This window comes from Bradyrhizobium sp. JYMT SZCCT0428 (genome assembly GCF_018131075.1).
GTDB lineage: Bacteria > Pseudomonadota > Alphaproteobacteria > Rhizobiales > Xanthobacteraceae > Bradyrhizobium.
The window spans coordinates 1-22,569 of the sequence record NZ_JAFCLS010000068.1 but is presented as its reverse complement, the minus strand read 5'-3'; the positions used below and the strand labels follow the sequence as shown (position 1 = coordinate 22,569).

General features: G+C 61.2%; 26 protein-coding genes, 1 tRNA gene and 1 pseudogene. 17 read left to right on the top strand and 11 right to left on the bottom strand.

The window, feature by feature from the left end; genetic code table 11:
• Position 1: 1 nt before the first annotated feature.
• From JQ575_RS39265 to JQ575_RS39255, 3 genes are all read left to right on the top strand, one after another.
• Entirely contained in the window at positions 2–1,003 is a 1,002-nt protein-coding gene (locus JQ575_RS39265) for a LysR family transcriptional regulator (protein ID WP_212038535.1), read from the top strand.
• Positions 1,004–1,704: 701 nt separating this feature from the next.
• Positions 1,705–4,047 (top strand): TonB-dependent siderophore receptor, encoded by a 2,343-nt coding sequence (locus tag JQ575_RS39260; RefSeq protein WP_409364875.1) that lies wholly within the window; start codon positions 1,705–1,707, stop codon positions 4,045–4,047.
• 202 nt (positions 4,048–4,249) lie between these two features.
• Positions 4,250–5,449 carry a PepSY domain-containing protein gene (locus tag JQ575_RS39255; protein ID WP_212038534.1) on the top strand — a complete coding sequence of 400 codons (1,200 nt, stop codon included), beginning with the start codon at positions 4,250–4,252 and terminating at the stop codon, positions 5,447–5,449.
• 27 nt (positions 5,450–5,476) lie between these two features.
• Here JQ575_RS39255 and JQ575_RS39250 read toward each other — a convergent pair whose 3' ends face one another.
• From JQ575_RS39250 to JQ575_RS39220, 7 genes are all read right to left on the bottom strand, one after another.
• The gene (locus JQ575_RS39250) at positions 5,477–6,670 is read right to left on the bottom strand and encodes a M20/M25/M40 family metallo-hydrolase (RefSeq protein ID WP_212038533.1); all 1,194 of its coding nucleotides are present in this window, start codon (positions 6,668–6,670) and stop codon (positions 5,477–5,479) included.
• 119 nt (positions 6,671–6,789) lie between these two features.
• A complete protein-coding gene (locus JQ575_RS39245; RefSeq protein WP_212038532.1) occupies positions 6,790–7,167 on the bottom strand; it encodes a YbaN family protein in 378 nt (125 codons plus the stop codon).
• On the bottom strand, positions 7,167–7,586 hold the full coding sequence (locus JQ575_RS39240; RefSeq protein WP_212038531.1) for a DUF1801 domain-containing protein: 420 nt from the start codon (positions 7,584–7,586) through the stop codon (positions 7,167–7,169). Before JQ575_RS39240 ends, JQ575_RS39245 begins: the two co-directional genes overlap by 1 nt.
• Before the next feature lie 79 nt (positions 7,587–7,665).
• A tRNA-Gly gene (locus JQ575_RS39235) sits at positions 7,666–7,739 on the bottom strand.
• Between the two features lie 451 nt (positions 7,740–8,190).
• Positions 8,191–8,556, bottom strand: coding sequence for an SH3 domain-containing protein (locus JQ575_RS39230; RefSeq protein WP_212038530.1), 366 nt, complete (start codon positions 8,554–8,556; stop codon positions 8,191–8,193).
• Positions 8,557–8,691: 135 nt separating this feature from the next.
• Positions 8,692–8,913, bottom strand: coding sequence for a hypothetical protein (locus JQ575_RS39225; RefSeq protein ID WP_212038529.1), 222 nt, complete (start codon positions 8,911–8,913; stop codon positions 8,692–8,694).
• Positions 8,914–8,942: 29 nt separating this feature from the next.
• On the bottom strand, positions 8,943–9,143 hold the full coding sequence (locus JQ575_RS39220) for a hypothetical protein (RefSeq protein ID WP_210337079.1): 201 nt from the start codon (positions 9,141–9,143) through the stop codon (positions 8,943–8,945).
• Positions 9,144–9,362: 219 nt separating this feature from the next.
• Between JQ575_RS39220 and JQ575_RS39215 the strand changes: the two genes are divergently transcribed.
• On the top strand, positions 9,363–9,758 hold the full coding sequence (locus JQ575_RS39215; protein WP_212038528.1) for a YciI family protein: 396 nt from the start codon (positions 9,363–9,365) through the stop codon (positions 9,756–9,758).
• Between the two features lie 704 nt (positions 9,759–10,462).
• Here JQ575_RS39215 and JQ575_RS39205 read toward each other — a convergent pair.
• Positions 10,463–10,615: a DUF5989 family protein gene (locus JQ575_RS39205; RefSeq protein WP_212038526.1), complete on the bottom strand. Its 153-nt coding sequence runs from the start codon at positions 10,613–10,615 to the stop codon at positions 10,463–10,465.
• A 317-nt stretch (positions 10,616–10,932) separates the two neighbouring features.
• Between JQ575_RS39205 and JQ575_RS39200 the strand changes: the two genes are divergently transcribed.
• The 13 genes and pseudogenes from JQ575_RS39200 (at position 10,933) to JQ575_RS39145 (ending at position 20,020) form a co-directional block, all read left to right on the top strand.
• Positions 10,933–12,240, top strand: a complete 1,308-nt coding sequence (locus JQ575_RS39200; protein ID WP_212038525.1) for a site-specific integrase — start codon at positions 10,933–10,935, stop codon at positions 12,238–12,240.
• Position 12,241: 1 nt separating this feature from the next.
• Positions 12,242–12,847 (top strand): hypothetical protein, encoded by a 606-nt coding sequence (locus JQ575_RS39195; protein WP_212038524.1) that lies wholly within the window; start codon positions 12,242–12,244, stop codon positions 12,845–12,847.
• A gap of 76 nt (positions 12,848–12,923) precedes the next feature.
• Positions 12,924–13,133 (top strand): MerR family transcriptional regulator, encoded by a 210-nt coding sequence (locus JQ575_RS39190; protein WP_212038523.1) that lies wholly within the window; start codon positions 12,924–12,926, stop codon positions 13,131–13,133.
• 194 nt (positions 13,134–13,327) lie between these two features.
• A complete protein-coding gene (locus tag JQ575_RS39185) occupies positions 13,328–14,800 on the top strand; it encodes a DEAD/DEAH box helicase (RefSeq protein ID WP_212038522.1) in 1,473 nt (490 codons plus the stop codon).
• Positions 14,797–14,985: pseudogene (locus JQ575_RS46750) on the top strand (primase-helicase zinc-binding domain-containing protein); the annotation flags it as partial. The gene JQ575_RS39185 and the pseudogene JQ575_RS46750, both read left to right, overlap by 4 nt.
• Before the next feature lie 465 nt (positions 14,986–15,450).
• Entirely contained in the window at positions 15,451–15,711 is a 261-nt protein-coding gene (locus tag JQ575_RS45260) for a toprim domain-containing protein (RefSeq protein ID WP_312016100.1), read from the top strand.
• Positions 15,708–16,307 carry a hypothetical protein gene (locus tag JQ575_RS39175; RefSeq protein WP_212038520.1) on the top strand — a complete coding sequence of 200 codons (600 nt, stop codon included), beginning with the start codon at positions 15,708–15,710 and terminating at the stop codon, positions 16,305–16,307. Before JQ575_RS45260 ends, JQ575_RS39175 begins: the two co-directional genes overlap by 4 nt.
• A 227-nt stretch (positions 16,308–16,534) precedes the next feature.
• Entirely contained in the window at positions 16,535–17,200 is a 666-nt protein-coding gene (locus JQ575_RS39170) for a hypothetical protein (RefSeq protein ID WP_212038519.1), read from the top strand.
• Positions 17,201–17,202: 2 nt separating this feature from the next.
• The gene (locus JQ575_RS39165; RefSeq protein ID WP_249167194.1) at positions 17,203–17,946 is read left to right on the top strand and encodes a terminase large subunit domain-containing protein; all 744 of its coding nucleotides are present in this window, start codon (positions 17,203–17,205) and stop codon (positions 17,944–17,946) included.
• Positions 17,937–18,635 carry a hypothetical protein gene (locus JQ575_RS39160; RefSeq protein ID WP_249167192.1) on the top strand — a complete coding sequence of 233 codons (699 nt, stop codon included), beginning with the start codon at positions 17,937–17,939 and terminating at the stop codon, positions 18,633–18,635. Before JQ575_RS39165 ends, JQ575_RS39160 begins: the two co-directional genes overlap by 10 nt.
• Before the next feature lie 15 nt (positions 18,636–18,650).
• Positions 18,651–19,559 (top strand): hypothetical protein, encoded by a 909-nt coding sequence (locus JQ575_RS39155; RefSeq protein WP_212038517.1) that lies wholly within the window; start codon positions 18,651–18,653, stop codon positions 19,557–19,559.
• Positions 19,556–19,750, top strand: a complete 195-nt coding sequence (locus tag JQ575_RS39150) for a hypothetical protein (RefSeq protein ID WP_212038516.1) — start codon at positions 19,556–19,558, stop codon at positions 19,748–19,750. Before JQ575_RS39155 ends, JQ575_RS39150 begins: the two co-directional genes overlap by 4 nt.
• 3 nt (positions 19,751–19,753) lie before the next feature.
• A complete protein-coding gene (locus JQ575_RS39145) occupies positions 19,754–20,020 on the top strand; it encodes a hypothetical protein (protein ID WP_212038515.1) in 267 nt (88 codons plus the stop codon).
• Positions 20,021–20,281: 261 nt separating this feature from the next.
• Here the strand turns inward: JQ575_RS39145 and JQ575_RS39140 are convergent, their stop codons facing one another.
• From JQ575_RS39140 to JQ575_RS39130, 3 genes are all read right to left on the bottom strand, one after another.
• The gene (locus JQ575_RS39140; RefSeq protein WP_212038514.1) at positions 20,282–21,172 is read right to left on the bottom strand and encodes a class I SAM-dependent methyltransferase; all 891 of its coding nucleotides are present in this window, start codon (positions 21,170–21,172) and stop codon (positions 20,282–20,284) included.
• 486 nt (positions 21,173–21,658) lie between these two features.
• Entirely contained in the window at positions 21,659–21,868 is a 210-nt protein-coding gene (locus tag JQ575_RS39135; protein WP_212038513.1) for a hypothetical protein, read from the bottom strand.
• Between the two features lie 266 nt (positions 21,869–22,134).
• Positions 22,135–22,419 carry a hypothetical protein gene (locus JQ575_RS39130; RefSeq protein WP_212038512.1) on the bottom strand — a complete coding sequence of 95 codons (285 nt, stop codon included), beginning with the start codon at positions 22,417–22,419 and terminating at the stop codon, positions 22,135–22,137.
• Positions 22,420–22,569 lie beyond the last annotated feature (150 nt).

Genomic DNA, 22,569 nt, shown 5'->3' with positions numbered 1-22,569 from the left:
GATGGCAGGAGCGATTGCGGTGGCGCTGGGTTTGCGGCAGATCAGATACTTCATCGCCATTGCCGACGCCGGCGTGCTGTCGCGGGCGGCGGAGACGCTCAACATTGCCCAGTCGGCGCTGAGCCATCACGTCGCCGCGCTCGAAACCGATCTCGGCGTCAAACTGCTCGAACGAAGGCCGCGCGGCATCGCGCTGACGGCGGCCGGACGCCGGCTCTACGAGCACGCCAGCGCTGTGTTGTCGGCGCTCGGCAAGGCGGAAGAGGATGTGCGGACCTTTAATGAGGCCGCGGCCGGTCCGGTCTGCCTCGGCCTCAGCCATACCGGGATCTCCCTGGTGGCGCTCGATCTCATGAAGGCGGTCCGAACCAACGCTCAGGGCGTCTACCTGACAATCGTCGAGGCGTTGTCACCGGCGCTGACCGAGCGGGTCCTGTCGGGCACCGTCGATCTCGCACTCGCCTACAATCCGCCGCGGGACGCCCGTCTGGATGTCGAGCTGCTGCTGGAGGAAGATCTCTACCTCGTCGGGCATCCAGGCCTGATCGGCCGATCGGCCGGTCCGATTGCCTTCTCCGCGATTCCGCAACGAAGCGTGCTTGGGTTGACGCCGATGCCGGCATCGCGCGCCATCATCCAGACCCAGGTTCTCCGCAATCAGGTCATTCCAAGCGATACACTCGAAGTCGATTCACTGCCGGCGCTGCGCATGGCGCTCGAGGCCGGCCTCGGATGCGCCATTCTTTCCCGTGCCACCGTCCTCGCCGACCTCGCGGCGGAGAAATATCATGCGCGGCGCATCATCGATCCGCCGCTGACGCGTTCGCTTGGGCTCATCGCGCTGGCGGACCGGCCGCAGACCAAGGCCTTCCTGGAGGTGCGCAAGACCGTGATCGAGGTCGTGCGCGCCGCCGTCAGCGACAAGCGCTGGCCGGCAACAGACCACGGCCGGCGGCGAAGCACGCGTGCTGCGAAAGGGCGCAGAAGCGCTAAGTCTGGGTGAGGTCGATGGGCGCGTCCTGCGACCGGGCAGCCTATCGATATCAGCGCGCGGCAGTCCATCGGGCCGTCAGTAGAAACAAATCTCTGTCGGGAACGTTGTTGGTATCAGTGGCTTCCGACTACGCGCAGTTGCGAGCTAGCAGAAAAACGGGTGCTCACATGCCGGAAACCAAAAGCAGTCGGCAAATCTACGACGAGAGCATAAAAATTCGGCGGCAAGTCGATGACGGCCGGCCGAGGCAATCGGAGGACGACATTCAGCGGGAGCAACTCGGACCGCGCGGGATACCGGGACAGCCGGATCCCGCAACAATGGTCCCGCAGCGCAGAAAGAAGACCCCGTCGGATTTTGATCCCGGCCATACGGCTTGAAGTCCACCGGCACAACGCGTCAGATCACGCTGCCGGGAATTGCGGAGCGCCGAGGCGCCAGCAATGATTGCGAAATCCGCTGGCGTTTTCCGACGGTTGTCCCTCCGCCAGTTTGCTGCGCCATCTCGACATGGTGTCGCAGCGCTGGAAGGGTCTTGCCCGCATGATTATTCTGCAACTGCCGCTCACAAATTCATCGCCATGATGGATTTTGAGACTTTGGTTTGAAGCACGCCGGTTCTTAGAGAGATTCAATTCCAGCAACGTTCTTTTTGTTCGTGGCGGCTGCTAGAGGCAGCCAACGCAAACGTTGTCTCTGCATGGAAGTGAATCGAAGTGAGTGTTAACGCTGATTGCCGGCTCGTGCAGGGCCATCGAAGTCGAACCGAAACGCGCTATGCGCATCTGCTTGTCGGTGCTGCATTCCTGCTGGCCGATTTCTCCGCTGCCACGACGGTCGCCAGCGCGCAATCGAGCGTTCCATTGCCGCCAGTGACGGTGGAATCACCGACGCAACGAGCTAAGCCCGCGCGCGCAACGGGGCCATCCGCGCGGCGGCCCCAGGCGGCCGCCGCGCGCCAGCGAAATCGAAATCCTGCGCCCGCGGTGCCAACGCCGTCGGAGCGCGCTGCTGCGGCAGCAGCCGCGCAGTATGAAGCCAAGCTCGGCTATCGCGCGATGCCGAGTTCGACCACGCTGCGCACCGGCGCCTCCCCGCTCGACACCTCGCAAGCCGTCAATATCGTACCCGAGCAGGTGATCAAGGATCAGCTGCCGCGCAATCTCGACGACGCGCTCGTCAATATCAGCGGCATCACCCAGACCAACACGCTCGCCGGTACCCAGGACGCCGTCATAAGGCGTGGCTTCGGCGACAATCGCGACGGCTCGATCATGCGCAACGGCATGCCGCTGGTTCAGGGCCGCAGCCTCAATCCCGCGGTCGAAAGCGTCGAGGTGCTGAAGGGACCGGCTTCACTGCTGTACGGCATCATGGAACCCGGCGGCATCGTCAACACCATCAGCAAGCGTCCGGAACTCTACCAGCACGGCTCGATTTCGCTGCTGGGCTCGACCTTTGGTTCGAAAAACGGCGCCGATGCGACCTTCGATATCACCGGCCCGATCGGCAAGGACGGTCTGGCCTATCGTTTCATCGCCTACGGCGTCAACGAGGACTATTGGCGCAATTTCGGCAATCGCCGCGAAACGCTGATCGCGCCGTCGCTGGCATGGTATGGTGAAAGCACCACCATCCAGCTCAACTACGAGCACCGCGATTTCCTTTCGCCGTTCGACCGCGGCACCGCGCTCGACTCCCGCACCAACAAGCCGCTGGCGATACCGGCGACGCGCCGGCTCGACGAGCCCTACAACAACATGTGGGGGACGTCCGACCTGATGCAGGCCTCGATCGATCACCGGATCAACCAGGACTGGAAGCTGTATGCGGCCTACAGCTACAATACCGAAAGCTTCAGCGCCAATCAGCTGCGCATCACCGCGGTCAACCCCGTCACCGGCATCATCACCCGCAGCAATGACGGCACAAGGGGCTCGCTCAGTAACGTCAGCTACGGCACATCCTATTTGCAGGGCGGCTTCTGGCTCGGCGAGATGCGCAACGACGTGCTGTTTGGCGGCGACGCCCAGTATCGCACGATCTACCGCAAGGACCTGATCCGGCAGGCCACTCCCAACGTGTTCAACATCTACAATCCGGTCTATGGCCTGCTGCAGCCGGGCACGACGGTTTCGGCCAGCGACAGCGACCAGACCGACAAGCTGGGCACAAGGGCGCTGTTTTTCCAGGACACGCTTCATTTGACCAACCGGCTCGCGCTGGTCGGCGGCATCCGTTACATGGAATACGAACAGCTGGCAGGCCGTGGACGCCCCTTCGTCGCGAACACCAATCTCAGCGGTGACAAGGTGCTGCCGCTCGGAGGCGCGATCCTCAAACTCACCGAAGAGATATCCCTCTACGCGAGCTATACGCAGTCCCTGAAGCCGACCTCGACGATTGCGCCCCTCACCGGCGGTGTGGTGATCGGCTCCAACATCGCGCCCGAAGAAGGCATTTCGTGGGAGACCGGCGTCAAGTTCGACGTCAACAAGCGACTCTCCGGCACGCTGGCGCTTTATGACATCGACAAGAAGAACGTTCTGGTATCGCAGCTCAACAGCGCCACCGGCTTGACCGAATTTCGCACCGCCGGCAAGGTCCGCTCGCGCGGCGTCGAGCTCGACGTCACGGGAAAGCTGACGGACAGCTGGAGCATGATCGGCAGCTATGGCTATACCGACGCGCGGGTCACCGAGGACCCGATCCTGACCGGCAAGGCGCTGCAGAACGTCGCGCTGAACACGGCCTCGCTCTATCTGGTCTACGACTTCGGCGCAGCCCTGCCCGGCCGGCTCCGGGTCGGCGCCGGTGCACACTATGTCGGCGACCGGCCAGGCGACGCGGCAAACACCTTCGTCCTGCCTTCCTATGTCGTCGCGGACGTGTTCGCGACTTATGAGGCCAAATACCAGACCCTGCCCGTCATCTACCAACTGAACGTCAAGAACCTGTTCGACAACGTCTACTATCCCTCCGCCGTGAACAATCTGAACGTCGCGATGGGCGACGCGCGGCGGGTGTCGCTGTCGGCGACGGTGAAGTTCTGAGAACGGAGATGCGTGTTCTACGGGCACGTGCGCGCAACATAGAATGATTACAAACTGCGTATGTCCGCCCCGGGTAGCGGGGCGGACATCTCTTCGGTATTGTTCGGCAACGCTGTTTTGAACAGGCGGCGAATACGACGAGCCCTGCCGATTCCGGCGCCAATCCCCGCGACATGTTTGTTCCATCCAAGTTTTTCCCGCCATGAGCACATACTCGATCAAGCCCGCGTTGTTGCAGGTCCATTCCGTCATTGGCCTTGCCATCTCGCTGGTGGTGGCCGTGGTCGGGATCACCGGGGCGATGATGAGCTTCGAGGACGAGATCGGCGCCAGCCTGAACGCCGACATCATGCGGGTCGAGGCTCGCTCCACGCCGATGCTGACGCCGGATGCGCTGGTCGCGCGGCTGCCGGCCGCCCAGGATTTAGGCAAGGTCTCGGCCGTGACGATGATGAGTGATCCGTCGGCGGCGGTGCGCATCCGCTTTGCCCGCAACGAAGGCGGCTCGCGGCCATCCTCGGTTTATGTCGATCCCTATGACGGCCGCCTGCTCGGCTCGCCGCGCGGCGAGGACTTTTTCGCCACGTTGCGCAAACTGCATCGCTGGCTGCTGTTGCCCGGCGACGGCAATGGCTATGGCCGGCCCATCAACGGCGCGGTTACGATCGGCCTGATCGTGCTCCTGATCTCCGGAATCGTGCTGCGATGGCCCCGCCGCGCCGGCAGCGTGAAAATATGGCTCAAGCCAAATCTGGCATTGCACGGCCGGGGTTTCCACCGCTCGCTGCATTCGGTCGTCGGCACCTGGGTGCTGGTGGCCTATCTGGTGATGGCGCTCAGCGGCCTGTGGTATTCGTTCGACTGGTTCAAGGACGGTGCCACCTGGCTGTTGTCGCGCCCCCCGGTCGCCGCAGCATCGGTGCAAGCGAAGGCGCAACCGAAGATGCAGCCGAAATCGTCAAAGGGCGCGGCCGCGGCCGACACCGCCCCGATTGCGCTCGACCGCGTCTGGTCTACATTCCTGCATGAACGGGACGGCCGCTTCACGACGGCACTGCTGACGCTGCCGGCCGGCGCGGGGACGGTCGTGCGGATCCGCTCCCGGGCGCCCGATGCGTCGCAGGATGGCGCGCGCGACGAATTCCGGATCGATGCCGTCACCGGCCGGCTGGTTTCGTCGGAGCTCTACGCGAACAAATCGGCCGGCGAGAAAATCCTGGTAAGAATGTTCGATATCCACCGCGGCAGCATCTTCGGCGGATGGCCGGGCAAGCTCGTGTTCATGCTGGCCGCGGCCCTGATGCCGTTATTCGTGGTCACCGGCGTGATGCTGTATCTTTCGCGCCGAAAGCATCGGCGTGCATCGCCGCCGGCGCTCGGGAGCCTGGTTCCCGGCGAATGAGGCGTCGTGATTATGCCGCCCTGGCTCTCACCGCATCGTCGCGAGTTGCACCGCCAGCGCGCAGGCCTTGTCGTACTCGTCGAGATTGATCCACTCGTCGATCGTGTGCGGTTCGTTCTGACCTGCGCCGAAGGTCACCGTGGGCACGCCGTGGCGCACCATCCAGTTGGCATCCAGCCCGCCATTGGCGGCGCGGATGGAAGGCGTTGCGCCGATGCCGGACACGGCCTCGATCGCGCGCTTGACCACGGGCAGGCTCTCTTTCATGCGGAACGGATAATAGTCGGTCTCGGCCTTGAACTTGACGCGGCCCGATTTGCCATCGCTGTTCTTTACGGTCTTGGCGGCCTTCTCGAACGCCGCCTTGTAGGCCTTCGTGATCTCCTTGAAGAACTTGCTGTCGTGGCTGCGGCTTTCGCCGCGCACGTGCACATAGTCGGTGACGACATTGGTGGCGTCGCCGGCCGGCCTTCCCTCGCCGCCGGTGACGGGGCCGACATTGCTGGTGCCCTGCAGCTTGCGCTTCACCACCTTGCCGAACCAGCCACCGGCCTTCACGTCGGCGAGCGCCAGCGCAAGGATCATGGTCGAACTGATCCCGCGCTCCGGAGCGACGCCGGCGTGGGAAGCGCGGCCGAAGATCTCGACCTGCCAGCGATCCGCGCCGACGGCGCCGATCGTAACATTGGAGGCAGAGCCGCCGTCGTAGTTGAAGGCCATGACCGGCGAGCCGAGTTCGTCGGTCTTGACGTGGCGCGCGCCATAGAGCCCGCTCTCCTCGCGGACGCAGAACAGCAGCGTGATCGGCGGATGATCGAGATTCTGCTTGGCAAGCTCGGCCGCCAGCGTGACGAGAACGCCGCAGCCGGCGCGGTTGTCGCCGCCGAGCGCGGTCTTCGCGTCATTGACGATCTTGCGCCCCGCCAGTTTCGGTTTAGCGCCGGCGCATAGCGGCACGGTGTCCATGTGCGTCATGAACATGATCCGCGGCTGGTTGTGCATCGCGCCGCGGCCGGGCAGATCGACAATGAGATTGCCGGTCTCCGTCGGCACGGGAATGCGGGTGTTGGCGTCGTCGAGGCGGATCGCGCTCGCCGGCACCCCGCTTTCCTGCAGCGCCGCGCTGAGCTCGCGTCCGATCGCGGCCTCCTTTCCGGTCACGCCCTCGACGGCGAGGAAGCGCATGAGACGGTCGGTGGCGGTTTTGACGTCGACGGGCATGATGGGTTTCCTGATGAGGCGCTGCGGGCCTCGCGAGCATCGTTCGAGACGGCCGGCTGCACAAGGCGTTTGGAATCAGGACTGGCATGCGGACGCCACTGTGCTGGTAGCGGCGATCGCTAGATCGAAGTGTCCTGCCGGGCCACCGCCGGACGCGAGACGACGTAGGCGGCGCAGGCCAGGAAACCCGCCGCCACGGCCAAAGCGAGCGGCACTGACGGCGCGAAAGTATAGCAGAAGACAGCGAACCCGAACGCCATCCCCGCGCAAGCCATGATCTTGGCGGAGCGCGGGATGGCGCCGGCGGCGCGCCAATCCCGCAGCGGTTTTCCCAGTGTCGGATGCTCGAGCAGCCAGGCCTCGAAACGCGGCGAGGATCGCGCGAAACACCACGCTGCGATGATCAGGAAAACCGCCCCCGGCATCAGCGGCATCACAAGGCCGATCACGCCGAGCGCGACCATCACCCAACCAAGGCTAAAGTAGATGATGCGCATCAGACCTGCCGCCTGTTGCCTTTCTTCGAAGCCGGCTTCGCCACGTGCACTGGATTGCCGAGCGTCTGGTTGAGCGCGACGGCCTCCCGAGCCAGGCGACGCGCCATCGATGGCTTGATGGACATTCCCTCCCGCAGTTCCAGCGTGGCCATCTCGTACTTGCCTGCCTTCTTGAGGCGAGGCTCGATGTCACTCAGTCGCTGGCCTCTCCAGAAGCCGAACAGCACCCGCTCCTCCTCGGCGCGGATCAGCAGAGCCGGTCCATTGGCCAGATAGACGAGGTGGCCCCATTTCACGACTTCTTCCAGGGCCGAAACAGCGCGAACCGGCGCGCACAGGGATTCGACGCACTCGCGGCGCCAGCCGGAGAGCGCAACGACATACGCCTCGGGGCTGGCCGCAGGTGTCATCTTCTTCATGTCTGACCCACGTTCATCCACCCGACCGCGGGATTCGATCGGCGCCACTACTCATGTTTCGGGCTGGACAGAATTTGAATGGAGCGGGTGAAGGGAATCGAACCCTCGTATTCAGCTTGGAAGGCTGCTGCTCTACCATTGAGCTACACCCGCGTTGGGCCGATCCACTAACACGCCATGCAGGCGGCCTCAACCACCCCGGGAACCGTCGATCAACTGCCGGGAAACCGGCAGGAAACCGCCAAACGCTGCCCGGTTGCCTCATGAATCGGCCCGGTTCCGGCCGGAATCCGCACCGCCCAACCCCTTAACAGCGGCAGATTCGCCGCCTATACTCTTATTTCCACAACCAACGAAAGGAGGTGATCCAGTGTCTCTTACCAAGCGCTGTCACCTCGCTGGGATCGCCCGCTAAGCTCTCGAGGCTAGTTTCTTAGGGCTTGGCAACGGGGCGCTCTCAGCCCTGGACCAGCGAGTTCAATAGTTGGGGCGCGGCGGGAGCGATTCCGCCGCGCCTTTTTGTTTGTGGAAGAGAGTTTGTGGGCGAGAGATAGCCCTCGGGGCTCGCGGCGTCTGCCGCAACTCCCGATCAGAAAAACAAAGCTCATCTGCACACGAGAAATTTTCGAAACACCCACCCCATCGGCCGGGAAGCGGCATTCGAAATATACGCCCACTCTTTTCCGTTTTCGGTTGTCTGGTCCGAAATCCGGATGCGCTCGCCGTTGGCGATCTTGCCGACGATTTTTCCGTTCGGCGATGTCCGGATGTTGAGCGGCGTTCCGGTCGGATCGGCGACGAGGCATGAATGGCGGTCCTGGTCCGGTGCCGCCGACTGCAATTCCTGCCTGGTGCCCGAGAGCGCCTTTTCATCATTGCCGATGGTGCCGCCGGCATTGCCGGATTGCGCAAAGGCCGCCGCAACACAATTGGCGCTGACGAACGTGCCGAGCAAAACGATCTTCAACACGGCACGTCTGGCGCTGCCGCGAACGCTGCTCCCATCTCTTCCTCCATCGCTGGCGGCATTGTTCCGCAAGCCCGGGACGAGAGCAATAGGGGCTAGGCTGTTCGATTCAGAGGTTTGCTTTTTACCCCGGCCCGTTCACGCCATCCGGCGCTGCCGGATTCTTTCCCACACCGAAATCAGGGCGATCGCCATGCCGGTGATCCAGGGGAGCACGGCGCCGTATTGCTTGACGCTGAGCAGCAGGGCCAGAAGGCTCGTCACCAGCGTGAGCATCTTCGCCATTCCGCCCTGCCCGACGAGCGACACCAGAAACGGCAGGAACAGGATGAAGAGCGTGCCCAGGGTGACGTCGGCCATTGGGCGGTGGTCTCGGGACCGAAGGTCGGTCAGAAGCCGCAGAGATTGACCGATCGCGGGCGTGCGCCGCGGCGGCTTTCGACGATGTTCTCGCCGCCATTGGTGGCCGAGCTGCCGTAATAGCGGTGGTGGCCGGAGACATCGTGCCAATCGCCGGGCTGCGTCGATGCCGGCGACGCCGCATGGGACCGGGTGGCGTCACTGATGATCGAGGCTGGCTTGCGTTGCATGACCGTCTCCGTGGATGATGCGCAGTTGCTGCGTTCTGTTCATCAGTCGTTAACTCGCCACCGCGCGTTCAAGCACCGAACCCCCATATCGTGTTTCCGGAATGTTTCGTGACGTGCCTCACCCGGCGACCATCTGACACTTTGTTGAAACGGTCCTGTCGGGATAGGCCTTTGCGAAACATCCGCGCAGGCGTCCCGCTAAAAGCCAAGGAGATATCGATGCTTTACGCCATTCTGGCCTATCACGTGGAAGCCGAGGTGCAGTCCTGGACGCCGGCGGAGGACGCCGCCCTGATGACCGAATTGCTTGGGGTTCATGACCGGCTCAACGAACAGAAATTGCTGGGGCCGTCGGCGCGGCTGGGGGCGACGGGCAAGGCCCGCACCTTGCGCGGACCGGGCGCGGGGGTCGTGATCGACGGGCCGTTTGCCGAAACCAAGGAGCAGTTGCTGGGACTCTATGTCGTGGACTGCGCCGATGAGGACGCCGCGATCGCGGTGGCCCGCGACCTGCGCAAGGTCAACCCGACCGCGGTCTACGAGATCCGCCCGATCGCCCTCTATCTTCCCGGCGAGCCGTTGCCGACCACGGAGACGCCGGGCATTACCGGCTAGGGCTTAATCAGACAAAGCCCAACTGTTGGAGCGGTCGCACATTTTGCTCCTTCAGATGCGCCGCCACTGGGACAGAAAACCGACACCAACATTTCGTTGGATTCGCAGCTCACTGCGCCATCACCTCGAACGGCGCGAACGTTCGCCGTCGCCGGATCGCCTTTGTCGCCCTTCGGGCCCCTTTCGCCCGGAGCGCCTTGTGGGCCTTGCGCCCCCTGTGCCCCGGCCTGGCCCTGCGCACCGGGCACGCCCTGGAGGCCCTGTGGCCCAGCTTGGCCTTGGGCACCGGGCACGCCTTGGGGACCCTGCGACCCTTGGGGGCCGGCCGGTCCCTGCGGGCCCGGGTCGCCCTTTGGACCAGGATCTCTGCCGCATCCAGCGAGCGCTAGCGCAATACCGACGGCAAGTATCGGAAGAATCCTCATGCAAAGCCCCCCTGTGCGTTCGCCCGACCGCTAATGGTCGCGACCTTCCACCAGTATGCCTCCAACCGCGGAAAGGCTCCAGAGTTCAGTAAATGTCTGAAAGTCGCATGGGCGAGCCCGTCCGGCAGGCTGTGATTGCTGATCGATTCACCAAACTCCTCGGTGGTCTCCATCGCTCAGGATCGAAGCTATGATGACATGAGGAATGACTATCGTCGGGACGTAGCGCGAAATCTTTCGTCTGCAGCAAGGCTTGGCATGTGCCTTGATGCTGTCCATCTAGAAAATCGCGTAAATAAAAGGCGCGACCGCAGAGCCTTTCGACAAGACGAGCAGCGACCCGAATAGCAGCATCATGATGAAGATCGGCAGCAGCCAGAACTTCTTCCGCACCCGCAGAAACATCCAGAATTCGGCCAGAAACGAGAGCATATCCGAATCCAGAATTTGTGATTCACCGGGCTAGCCGGGGCAGCCTTCGCTACGGGACGGCTTGCCTAGCCGTAGCTGGCGGAGCCAGTGAAGGCTGGTGGGGGAAGAAGGACTCGAACCTTCGAAGTCATAAGACGGCTGATTTACAGTCAGCTCGGAGCCCAGACAACCCCGGACAAATCAGGATACCAATCAGTGAACATGGTCCAATAATCATTGCTAATTAAGTGTTTGTCCGGCATTGTCACCGACACAGGGTAACACTCATAGACAAGGGGTAACTGTTACCCCGATGTTACCCGAGCGGCAGACTGATTATGACAAAAGCCCTCACGGTGAAGCGGATTGAGAGCGTCGAGGCAAAGGCCGCGCGCCAGGAAATCCCGGACGGCCTGCTGGTTGGGCTATACCTCGTGGTGCAGCCATCGGGCGCGAAGTCATTCGCCGTTCGCTACCGGTACGCCGGCCAGCCGCGCAAGCTGACCTTGGGTGCGTTCCCGGCGATCACTCTTGAGGCAGCCCGCGACATCGGCGGCAAAGCGCTGCGCGCCGCCGCTGAAGGACGGGACCCAGCCACTGAAAAACAGGAGCGCAAGGGCGAATCGAAACGCGCAGTTTTAGAGGAAGCACGGGGCAAACGCGACCTGTTCGAAAACGTGGCCCGGGAGTTTATCGAGCGCCACGCCATGAAAAGTACCCGCGAGACCACATGGCGGGAGACTGCCCGGATCCTCGGTTTGCGCCCCGATGCTGAAGGCAAGCTCGTCGAGGTCGGCGGCGACGTCATCCCAGCATGGAAGGGCCGGAAGGTTCAGGACATCACTAAACGGGACGTAATCGCGCTGCTAGACGCAGTGAACGATCGGGCTCCGATCATGGCCAACCGTGTTCTAGCCGCTGTTCGAAAACTGTTTAATTGGTGCTTGTCGCGGGATGTCATTCAGGTTTCCCCCTGCACGCTGATTGAACCTCCTTCCCCGGAACGAAGCCGCGATCGGATTTTGAACGACGATGAATTGCGGCTGGTGTGGAATGCTGCCGGCGCCGACGCCTCCCCGTTCGGACCTTTGGTCAAGATGCTGATTTTAACGGGCCAACGCTTGGCCGAAGTCGGCGGGATGCGGTGGAATGAACTCGACCTCGAAACCAAACTTTGGACGTTGCCGGCCGAGCGCGTGAAGAACGACGAGCGTCATGAGGTGCCCCTTTCCGATACCGCCGTTGAAATCCTGAAGGCCCTGCCCCGCATTAAGACGACCAAGGGCTTCGTATTCACGACAACGCGTGACGCTGCCGTGTCCGGCTTCTCCCGCGCCAAGGACCGCCTGGACGCCGCTGTGGTGGCATCTCTGGCGGATGGCGCAAAACCACCTGATCACTGGACGTTTCATGACCTGCGCCGAACCATGGCGAGCGGCATGGCGCGTCTGGGCATTCAATTGCCGGTAATTGAAAAGGTCCTCAATCACTCCAGCGGCAGCTTCCGCGGCGTTGTCGGCGTCTACCAGCGACATTCTTATGCGGATGAGAAGCGCGCGGCGCTAGCTGCCTGGGCGAGCTTTGTCCAATCCGCGGTAAGCGGCGATCGGCCGGCAAACGTCGTGACCTTAAGGGCGGAGAGCTAAAATGTTGTTGCCCGTTGTTCCCACAATATCGGAAGTATTGAACTGTTTGAGCTTAGCCGCGGGCGATAGGACCGAAGCAATAAAGGCCCTTAAGATCGCCCTACGCCGCGGGGCTATTGAGTCTTGGGCCACCGATTGCATCTATTTCCACGGAGGCAAAAAGACTCTCGTTCGCAATGAACCAATTGATCCCTCGGACTGGGCTACATTAACCGTTGACTGGGAAAAGAGCAAAGCGGATTCGCCTGGGATGCTGCTGCCTAACGCACCGTGGGACGGCAGCTTCAGCCTAAGTGGCATCTACGTGAAGCAAGAAGATGTTAAGCGGTTGTGGCCGGAGGCGTCTGCGAATGTTGCGATAGAAAGCAAGCTTCCCTCAGCAACCGACAGGACAGGAAGCCCGGGCCGCCCGACGCCTCGCCACTTGGTCGAAGCAGAGTTCAAACGACGGGCCGATAAAGGCGAAGCTGAAAGCTCACTGAGGGAACAAGCGCGCATATTGGAAACTTGGCTGCGTCAAACGCATCCCGACCTAGCACGCATGACCGCCGCAACAATTGAGAATGCCATACGCACAGTATATCGAGACCACATAAATAAAGCGTGATGGCAATTTTAGTGGCATTTTTCGTGGACTGAAGCGGCATCAATGTTCGCCCTGTCATTCAACGACAGGAGTGGAAATGTCCGATACTCAGTCCAGCAGCCGCAAGCTACCAACGCGGCAAGTGTGCGCCCGCTACGGCGTTACTGATCGCACGATTGCCCGATGGGAACGCGATCCCGAATTAAAATTCCCTCAGCCGACGATCGTCAACCATCGCAAGTATTACGACGACGAGCAGTTAACGTGTTGGGACCGGTCAATGGCCGTGCTCAGGGCGCCGGCATAACACGTGGCCCTCAAAGAAAAGGGCCGCCCTGCTGGGGGCGACCCGATTCCGAATTATGCTGTCCACCACGACAAGCACGCGGAATGTAACGTACAGCTCATCGATCTTCAAGTGGTTAGGTTGACCCGCCGGTTTGGGCTCAGCTTGGCATTCGCTGTCGCGGTCGCGTCGCTGCACTACCGTGAGGTGGCGCAATGAGAAGCGCGATCCTCCGTCCCCATCAGGTCGCGCTCCTCGACCAAATCGATGCCGCAGTCAACGAGGGATGCCGCCGCATCGTTGCCCAGTTAGCGACCGGCGGTGGCAAGACGATCATGGCCGCACATCGGCTGCGCCTTCGTCAGGACGCTGGCCAGCGCGCCATCTTCACCGTCCCTGCCCTTAGCCTTGTCGATCAGACAGTCGAGAAACTGTTCGCAGAAGGTGTGACCGACGTCGGCGTCATCCAAGGCAGTCACCGAATGACGAATTCGGCACGGCTGATCCAGGTCGCGACGCCGCAGAGCCTTCAGCGGAGAGAGATCCCCGCCGCTGACGAGGTTCTTATTGACGAGGCGCACATCTGGTTTAGCAAGTTGTACCCCAGGCTGTTGAGCGACCCTCGTTTCGCCGCCACGCCGATCATCGGGCTAAGCGCGACCCCCTGGAGCAAGCTCGGCAAGCACTTCGACCGCTTGATCGTCGGGGCAACAACTGCGCAGTTGATCGAGGATAAGTACTTATCCCCGTTCCGTTCGTTCGCGCCGGCATCACCGGACCTAACAGGCGTTCGCACGCTCGCCGGTGACTATCACGAGGGTGACCTTGCCGGCGCCGTGAACAAGGCGGAGTTGATCGCCAATGTGGTGGAGACATGGCAGGCGCGTGCGGAGAACCGCCCGACGCTTTGTTTCGCTGTCGATCGGGCACACGCCAGGCATCTGCAACAGCAATTTCAGACCGCCGGCATCTCGGCAGAATATATCGACGCCCACACCGAATTGGTTGATCGCGCCGCAATCGCCAAACGCTTTCGCTCTGGTGAGGTGAAGGTCGTCTGCAACGTCGGGTGTTTGACCACCGGAATTGACTGGGACGTTCGGTGCATCATCCTGGCGCGGCCGACGAAAAGCGAGATCCTCTACGTCCAAATGGTCGGACGCGGTTTACGCACCGCAGAGGGGAAGGCGGATTGCCTGATCCTCGATCACAGCGACAACCACACCCGGCTCGGTTTCGTCACCGACATTCATCACGACAAGCTCGACGACGGCGAACCGAAGCGCGCCGCCATCGGGAACAAGACCGAGGCGCTGCCCAAGAAATGCATCAAGTGCACCTTTCTGAAGCCGCCGAAGACGTTGGAGTGTCCCTGCTGCGGGTTCATTCCAGTGCCGCAATCGGGAGCCGTGCACCGGGAGGGCGAGCTGATCGAGCTGGCCTCACGCCGCGAGGCGATGGCGACCACACAGCAGGAGCGGATCAAGTTTCATGCCGAGCTGAGGCACATCGCGGACCAGCGCAGTTACAAAAGCGGATGGGCTGCACAGCAGTACAAGACAAAATTCGGCAGCTTTCCTCCCTGGGCATGGAATGAAAGACCGACCAGCACGCCTTCCCCCTCGACCCTGTCGTGGGTCCGCTCGCGGACGATCGCCTTCGCCAAGGCAAGGGGCGCGTCGGCATGAATTACACGCCCCTTCGTGAACGTGCCCGCGGTCGATGGAAATCAATTCTGCCGCAGCTCGGTATCCATCCGCGATATCTGACGGGGAAGAATGGCCCCTGCCCCTTGTGCCCCGGGGGTAGGGACCGCTGGCGCTTCGACAATAAACGCGGGGATGGTACCTGGATTTGCACCCACTGCGGCGCCGGTCAAGGCGTCGCGCTGGCCCTGAAATATACGAGCCTACCCTTCAGGGAGTTGGCGCCCCGTATAGAGCTAGCGATGGGTGACGCTCCGCCGGAATCCCTCCAGTCCGAGAGATCACCTGAAGCTCAGCGCGCTGCATTGAACTCTTTGTGGTGTAGCGGCAGGCCCGTACTCGCGGACGACCCAGTTGACCTCTGGCTACAGAACCGCGGCCTCGCCCTTCATTCATATCCGAAGTGCCTGCGCTATGCCCCCCAGGTACGTCATAGCGGGCCTCCGGTAACTTGGCATCCAGCGATGCTAGCAATGATCTGTGATGCGAGCGGTAAGCCTACACAGATCCACAAAACCTACATCACAAGCAACGGCAGGAAGGCCGACGTTTGTAAGGTGCGCATGTTCTGCCCCGGGAGTCGGCCGGCCGGGGGCGCTGTCCGCTTAGCCGAGCCCAAGGATATCCTCGGTGTGGCCGAAGGCATCGAAACCAGCCTCGCCGCCATGCAGTTGTTCGGCATTCCGGTGTGGTCGACGCTGGATGCTGGGGGCATCGAGAAGTTCGTACCTCCTGCCGGCATCCGGCAACTGATCGTATTCGGCGACAACGACGCGAACGGTCGCGGGCAGCGAGCAGCCCATACACTCGCGGCTCGACTGTCTGGACAGATCGACGTCGAGGTGAAGATCCCCGACCAGCCCGACACGGACTGGAACGACGCGCTGGGATGAATACCACCGGTCGCCATACTGAGATCGCCCGCCGTTATGGTGACAAGCGCAAGCGCGAACCCTTCAGCATCGCTGCCAAGCGGGTTAGCGAACTGACACGCTTGTTCGCGGCGCGATATCGTGGCGCCCTGCCCGACGACGACGCGGGACGTGATGATGCATTCGTGATGGTCCACCACCTTGCCTGCCGTCCCGATGCCGAACGCCGCATCCCCCTATGGCTGGGCCTGCACGCCCCATGGATGGCCGTGGGTGAGATCCGGGACCTTACCGCAACGGCTATAGCCAAGCCTTTCCGCTGGAAGGCGGACAAGCTGGCGAAGCGCTTGAACCTGATCGAGGCCGATCGTCAACGGTTGGGCATAACGACCATTGGTGCCGTAGATGTCGACAAGGCTGCACGTCTCACCCGTCGCAAGGAGCGCGCCCGTCTGCGTCGAGAACACCAGCGGCGATCTGCCGGCGCCCAGAAGCGTATCGACTATGAGGCTAATTCGTTGAGCCGAACCAAGCCGTGGGAAGCGATGGGGATCAGTCGGCGAACGTGGTACCGCCGCCATACCAACCCCGGTGGCACAAGTGCGTGCGCAGCATAATGTCTCTATATGCTGTGAACGGAGTTGTGCCAAAGGTCTGTGCCGAGGAGTACCCGTGGTCTGTGTCATCGTATGATCAGGACTGACTCTTCGAGAGACGTTGGGCCAAGCATTGCTGTGTACCCTCCGCTGCCCTCACAGCCGCAACGGTTCTCGTCGGCCGTCGCAGCGTTCGTGAGCCTCCTCCCTCCGACATCTGATAACTAATCAGGCGATCATGTCTGTAATTGTCTTTATTTGTCAGTATTTTAATTGCGATAGACTTGCCGTATATTTGCTTTGGGTATCAGCAGGGTATCGTACGGCAGGTTTTTGCATTGGCGGCGAACAAAATATCGAAGTGTCTCACATGCTCCCACCGCGAGCGCGCCGGCATTGATCTGGCGCTGGCCCGCGGTGTCAGCGTTAGGGCGTTGGCAAGCCGGTACAAGCTGAGTCGCGACACGCTCTACCGCCACGCCAAGCAACATCTGCCGGCCCAGCTACGCGCCTCGCTGATCGCCGGACCGGATCTGTCCATCGATCTCGACAAGCTGCGCGAGACCGAAAGCCAGTCGCTGCTTGCCAACCTGGTCAATCTGCGCGGCCGGCTGTTCAGTGCCCTGGACGTAGGCGAAGAGAACGGCGATGCGAACATGGTCGCGCGTGTTGCTGGCCAACTCCACCATAACCTGGAGATCACCGGCAAACTGTTGGGTGACCTATCCACTGGCGGCTCTACGACGATCAACAACGTGCTCGTGCTGCCGGCCTATGTGCAGATGCGGGTTTCTCTCGTTGACGCACTACGGCCGTTCCCTGAGGCGGCAAGGGCCGTTGCAAGCGTGTTGCATACGATCGAACACCAAGCCGCCGAGGCAATCACGGCCGACAAGCGGGAGTTGGCCGCTTGACGATGGCCCTCGATCTCGCTCGCGCCCTGGACCCCGTCGTCTTCGCGAAAGACTGCGGCCTGACTCCTGACCCATGGCAAGCCGAGCTACTCCGATCTACCGCGCGGCGCGCGTTGCTGCTGTGCTCCCGCCAATCTGGCAAGAGCACTGTAACAGCGCTGCTCGCGTTGTGGGTTGCCCTGTTCGAAGCGGGCCTGGTTGTCATCGTTAGCCCCTCGCAGCGGCAATCGGCCGAGATGCTGCGCACCATCAAGGGTTTCCTGGCTCACCTCAAAAATGGCCCATCGATTGCCGCCGAAAGCGCCCTGAAGATCGAATTCACCAACGGTGCACGCATCCTCGCACTGCCCGGCACAGAGAAAACCATTCGCGGCATCGCCGGTGCTGCCTTGATCGTGATCGACGAGGCGGCCCGTGTGGAAGATGAATTACTCGCTGCCGTGAGGCCGATGTTGGCGACGGCAAAGGATGGCGGCCGACTGATCGCGTTGACCACCCCGGCAGGCAAGCGTGGTTTCTTCTTCGAATCCTGGACCGGTACCGGCGACTGGACGCGGGTCAAGGTCGCTGCATCCGATTGCCCCCGCATCTCCAAAGAGTTCCTGGCCGAAGAGCTCAAGGAACTCGGCGCCATGCGCTTTAGCGAAGAATACGAACTGGAATTCCGCGACAACGACGAGGCGGTGTTTCCGATGGCGATCATTGCTGCCGCCTTCACCCAGGAGGTGCAGCCGTTATGGAATTGATGCAAGCCGAAAGCAAACCCACCTTCCTGCGCCGCAGCTCTAGCTACGTTGTCGGCGTTGACCTTGGTCAGTCCACCGACCCCACGGCGATTGCTGTCATCGAGTGGCAGAAGGGTGTCATCGACCTGGGCTCCGAATTCGAGCGCCACACAGGGTTGAGCGGCCATCTTCAAAAATCAGCAGAGTTCGCGGACGTGAGGCACCTTGAAAGGCTTCCCCTCGGAATGTCGTATCCGTCCGTTGTCCAGCACGTCGCTAACCTACTAGCCCGGCCGCCGGTTGCTGGGGCAGAGCTAATTATCGATGAGACTGGAGTGGGCCGCGCGGTGGGCGATATCTTCGTCGAAGCCGGCATGAAGCCCAAGCGTGTGACCATTACCGCGGGAACCGAGGCAACGCCCGCCAAAGGATTCCATCGTTTTCACGTCGCCAAAACCGTCCTGATCTCGAACCTCGATGCAATGCTGCACACCGGTACTGTCCGGTTTGCAGCCGACTTGTCGGAAGCGGGCGCTATGGCGGAAGAGCTGAAGGATTTTCGACGCAAGGTCAGTGACGCGGGCCGTGCGAGTTACGCGGCGCGGACCGGACGGCATGACGACTTGGTTTTGGCTGTAGCGATCGGTTGCTGGTGGGTTTCACGGCCACCCCCACCAAAGGTGGGCTGGGGTACGTATGGACATTTCTAACACGACGAGGAGAAGTTGATGAATACACCAACAGCAGGCGAAAAATTCGGCATCCTTGGCAGGCGAACAATCCGTAAGCCGGCGCCGGGACAGCCGGCGACGTCAGGCCATGTCGGACTCTGGGACTTGGCGCCGAAAGCGGGATCGACCGCGCATCGATTGCAGCAGATTTACGTCTCGGCGCTGAGCAGTGTCGATGCCATCGAGGCAAGAAAAGCCGAGGCCGCGCGCTCCGGGAAGTTCACGCCCGATGGGTTGAAGGCCGATGCTTTGCAGTTTGCGGCGCAGCAGCTCAGCCCGGTCTTTCACCGCGGCAAGCACCAGATCGCGGCGGCAAAGCGCGAGGCCGCGGAACTCCGATCTTTAATTAAGCTACAGCCGGCTGACCGAACCGATCTTGTCGCCGCGATGCTGCGCGCCGAGATGCGGGATTTCCTTCGTTCGAAACCGCAGGCGGCGCGTGACGCCTTCATCGCGGAAAACCTTGAAACGATCGAGCCTGAGATGGCGCTGGCGTTCTCGGAAGTGCCTCCGCAGATCTCTGGCATTTCTACGGTCCAGCGGGATGCGCTAATCGAGCGAGCGATGGAAGCTCAGCACGGCGAGGTGCTGCGGGAGGTTAAGGAACTTGAGGCCGCGCTCGTGCTCGCAGAACGCGCCGTCGAGCTGGGTCGCGAGGAGATCATCAAGGAAGTGGGAACGGACCCGCAGCAGTTCAATGAGCTGGCCGCGCCGTACGAGAGCCGGGCCGGCGTCGCGTGGCTGCGAAAGTCTGGCGATAAAGTCATTGTCGTCGATCTTGATCGCAAGGTTAACCGGCAGCCGACACAGCAGGAATTAGAAACCGGCGCATATTTCGCCGACTTCGCTGAATATGCGATGGCAAACGGGTTGCCGGCAGATGATAGGAGCGCAGCAGCATGATCGAACTTTCCAAAGACGATCGCGCCATGATCCGCGCCGGTGCCGGCGATCTCGACACGGCCGGCGTGCAAGCGCTGGAATCGGGGGTCGTTTCGCGACTTACGAAGATGATCGAGCGCGGGGAAATCTCGCACGTCACCAAAAATGTTTTGCGCGCGGCGATCACGGCCGAGACTGGCAAGGGCAAGTAAGTGATGGCGAAGAATCCATTCCACGCCCAAACGCACGCGGCCATGAAAGCCGCCGGGAAGCGCGTCAACTCGAACATCTTCAAACGCGTCGAGCCATCGGAACCGGCGCCGCATAACGCGCCGCTTCGCGCAATGAAGTCGGCTGATTTTACAGACGAGGCGAACGTCTCGTTCTATGAAAAGCTGGAAGAGATCACGCCGAGCGCACTTGGCAGGATCACGGCGAACAAGCGGGATGAGTTGCGCCGCAAGCACGGCTTGCCGACGTGACAGAGAGTTCTGCGGACCGCGGATGTACCGGCCGCAGAACGCTGCTCGTTTGCCGCCGATCAACGGGGCTTACACGACTGACGCTAGGCGACATCATCGGCGCGTTCGGCGTGATGTGGTTACGCCGCGTAACCAAGCGGTCGTGAAAACAAACGACAATTCTGTGGCGCCGTGGGCGACATGTTCTAGAGAGTGTCTTCTGACCACGGCGTGTCTGAGGTAAGCGGCAGAATTCTTGCCGGCCGAATAATGGATGTCCGTTCATTGCGGTAGACCGGAAGTGATAGCTCGCTTCCGCATCACCACCGCGGCTTGATGATCGTGCGCCTTCTCCACTACAGCGAGGACCGGCATCACGCGTCCCCATCGTCGCTTCAAGGAAGGAACATCATAAAATACCTGAGAGAATGGATCTGTGCCCACAGTAAATATTGACCATTCGCGCCCTTCGGGCTCGTGGCTCACAAGCGCGGAGTCGATTTCGGCAAGAAAGTCAGCGAAGAGCGGATTATCGCGGTATTTCGTCCTCAGGAGATCAATGGTCTGCCGGGTATGGATGGTGATATAGGCGTAACCACTTGGGCGAAGAACTCGCCGAACTTCGAGGAGCCAAGCCTCAGCCAATTCGGATATGTGCGTGAAGACTGACCCGCAGTAAAGCAAATCGAAGTGGTTATCTTCAAATGGAAGATGCGGCGCTGTTGTGTTGGTCGCGAACAACATCGGCGGATTAAGATTTTGTTGGCACCATTCGATATGTGCGGCGTTGATGTCTAACCCCCAATGCTCGGATGTCTGCTCTCGCGGCAAAAATCGCAGCATGCGTCCACTGGCGCATCCGAGATCGAGAACGCGTTTCAATGCGACGGGCCGTTGTTCTACTTCGGTCAGGATACTGAGCATCTGCGCCACATCATCCTGGCCGCATTTTAAATACTCTGCTTCAGTCTCCGCGTACCCCTCCCATAAGTGATGAGGTGGCACCGGCAAGTGATTGTTGGGTGCGGGCGGATTGACAAACGAAACGTTATCACGTCGGGGTAAAGGGATGAATCTAGCCGAAACGCCCGGACGGTCCTGGATGACGATCTCTTCGACGGCGCGTTTGAAACGAAGTCTTAACCGCCGCGACAGTCGTTCAATCAGTTGCATTGCGTCCCCTTCTCGGTTCACATCGGCGCTGCAAGTTGCAGCACACGGGCGCCAGCACTTGGCCCTTACGACAAGCCCACCCTTCGGGTCAAACAAGTCCGACATGTGGGATCGCGGGCTATCTATTTGTCAATCTGACAATCGAGATTTGGTCGCACGACCATCGTCGCGTCGCGCGGCTCGGTCAGGAAGTTCGACGCTAAACATGCCAGACTACCGCCTTTTTCTGTTCCGGGACTACTCACTCTGGAGCATGAACAGAGCGCGGCAAGAACGCGGCGCTCGCGGGGATCAAAAAGGGCTGCCCAAAAAGTGAAAATGGACCAATCACCTAAGTAGATGACGGCAAGGGCGAGGTCCGTAGTTCTACCCGGCACAAAGCCCGGCAAATTTTGGACATTTTAACAGCAAAGACGGCGGGGCGGTGACGCGGGGCGATGGAAGCCGCCCGGCGCCGCAACGCTTGCTCGTGCGGGAGCCGATGCGTTACCGCGAGATCGCGATGATAAAATCCCTGTGCAGGCAGGTTGGGCTTTTGGCGCCATCGAACAACACGGTGACGCCCGTATTACGATGGGAAACCTCGACAACGATCCCTGTCTTGCCGGCCAGCGATCGCAATCGAGTAGCTCCGAGTTCACTGATCTTGAAGCGAGCGCCGACGACTAGTCGGCTAAATTCTTCCACGTCACTCACAATTTTACTCCACGGTAAAAAACGCACTTAGAATGAAAATTTCAAACTACTGTCCCGGCCCAGCTGTTCCAAACGGACGGCTTGTTTACGAAGGGGCGGCGGGGGTACTCCAAAGTAGCTCGGAACGATCCAACAAGTTGCGTTAATTGTGGGCGCCGCTGGCGCATTTTTTGGGCGCTGCGGCTGGAATGGGCGGCCCCAGCACAGCCAGCCCCTGCTGGGGCCGCTTTTTGGCGGTCTGAACGGCCGCCAGCTGATGCGGCTCCTTACTCCGGGCCGTCGCTAGCGCTCGCGAGAATCAATGAAAACTCGTCAATCGAATAGCGCTTGATGCCGTCGCTAATAGTAACGTCGGCGAGCTTGCGGACGACCTGCCATTCGACCGCTTTGGCAAATGCTTCTTTCGCGGTTTCGGCAGTCGCGGAAACGAGATGATCGTCAACGTCGGCAAACACTGTAAATGGCATAGGGCAGTGCTTCCGAATCGAAACTCCAGCACCTTCAGATAACGCGAAATCCCCCGTCCGGGGGGCTAGCGCGGACGGGGGCATTCCAAAGCGCTCCCGGCGGCGTTTTGGTGAGCGCCAACCGAAAACCTAACAGCGGATTTCTTTGCCGGAAAGGAGATTCGGGAAAACTTGGTATTTGTACCGGGACACGCCTGCGGCCCCGCCTCACTCGCGGTAATACGCCCCACCCAA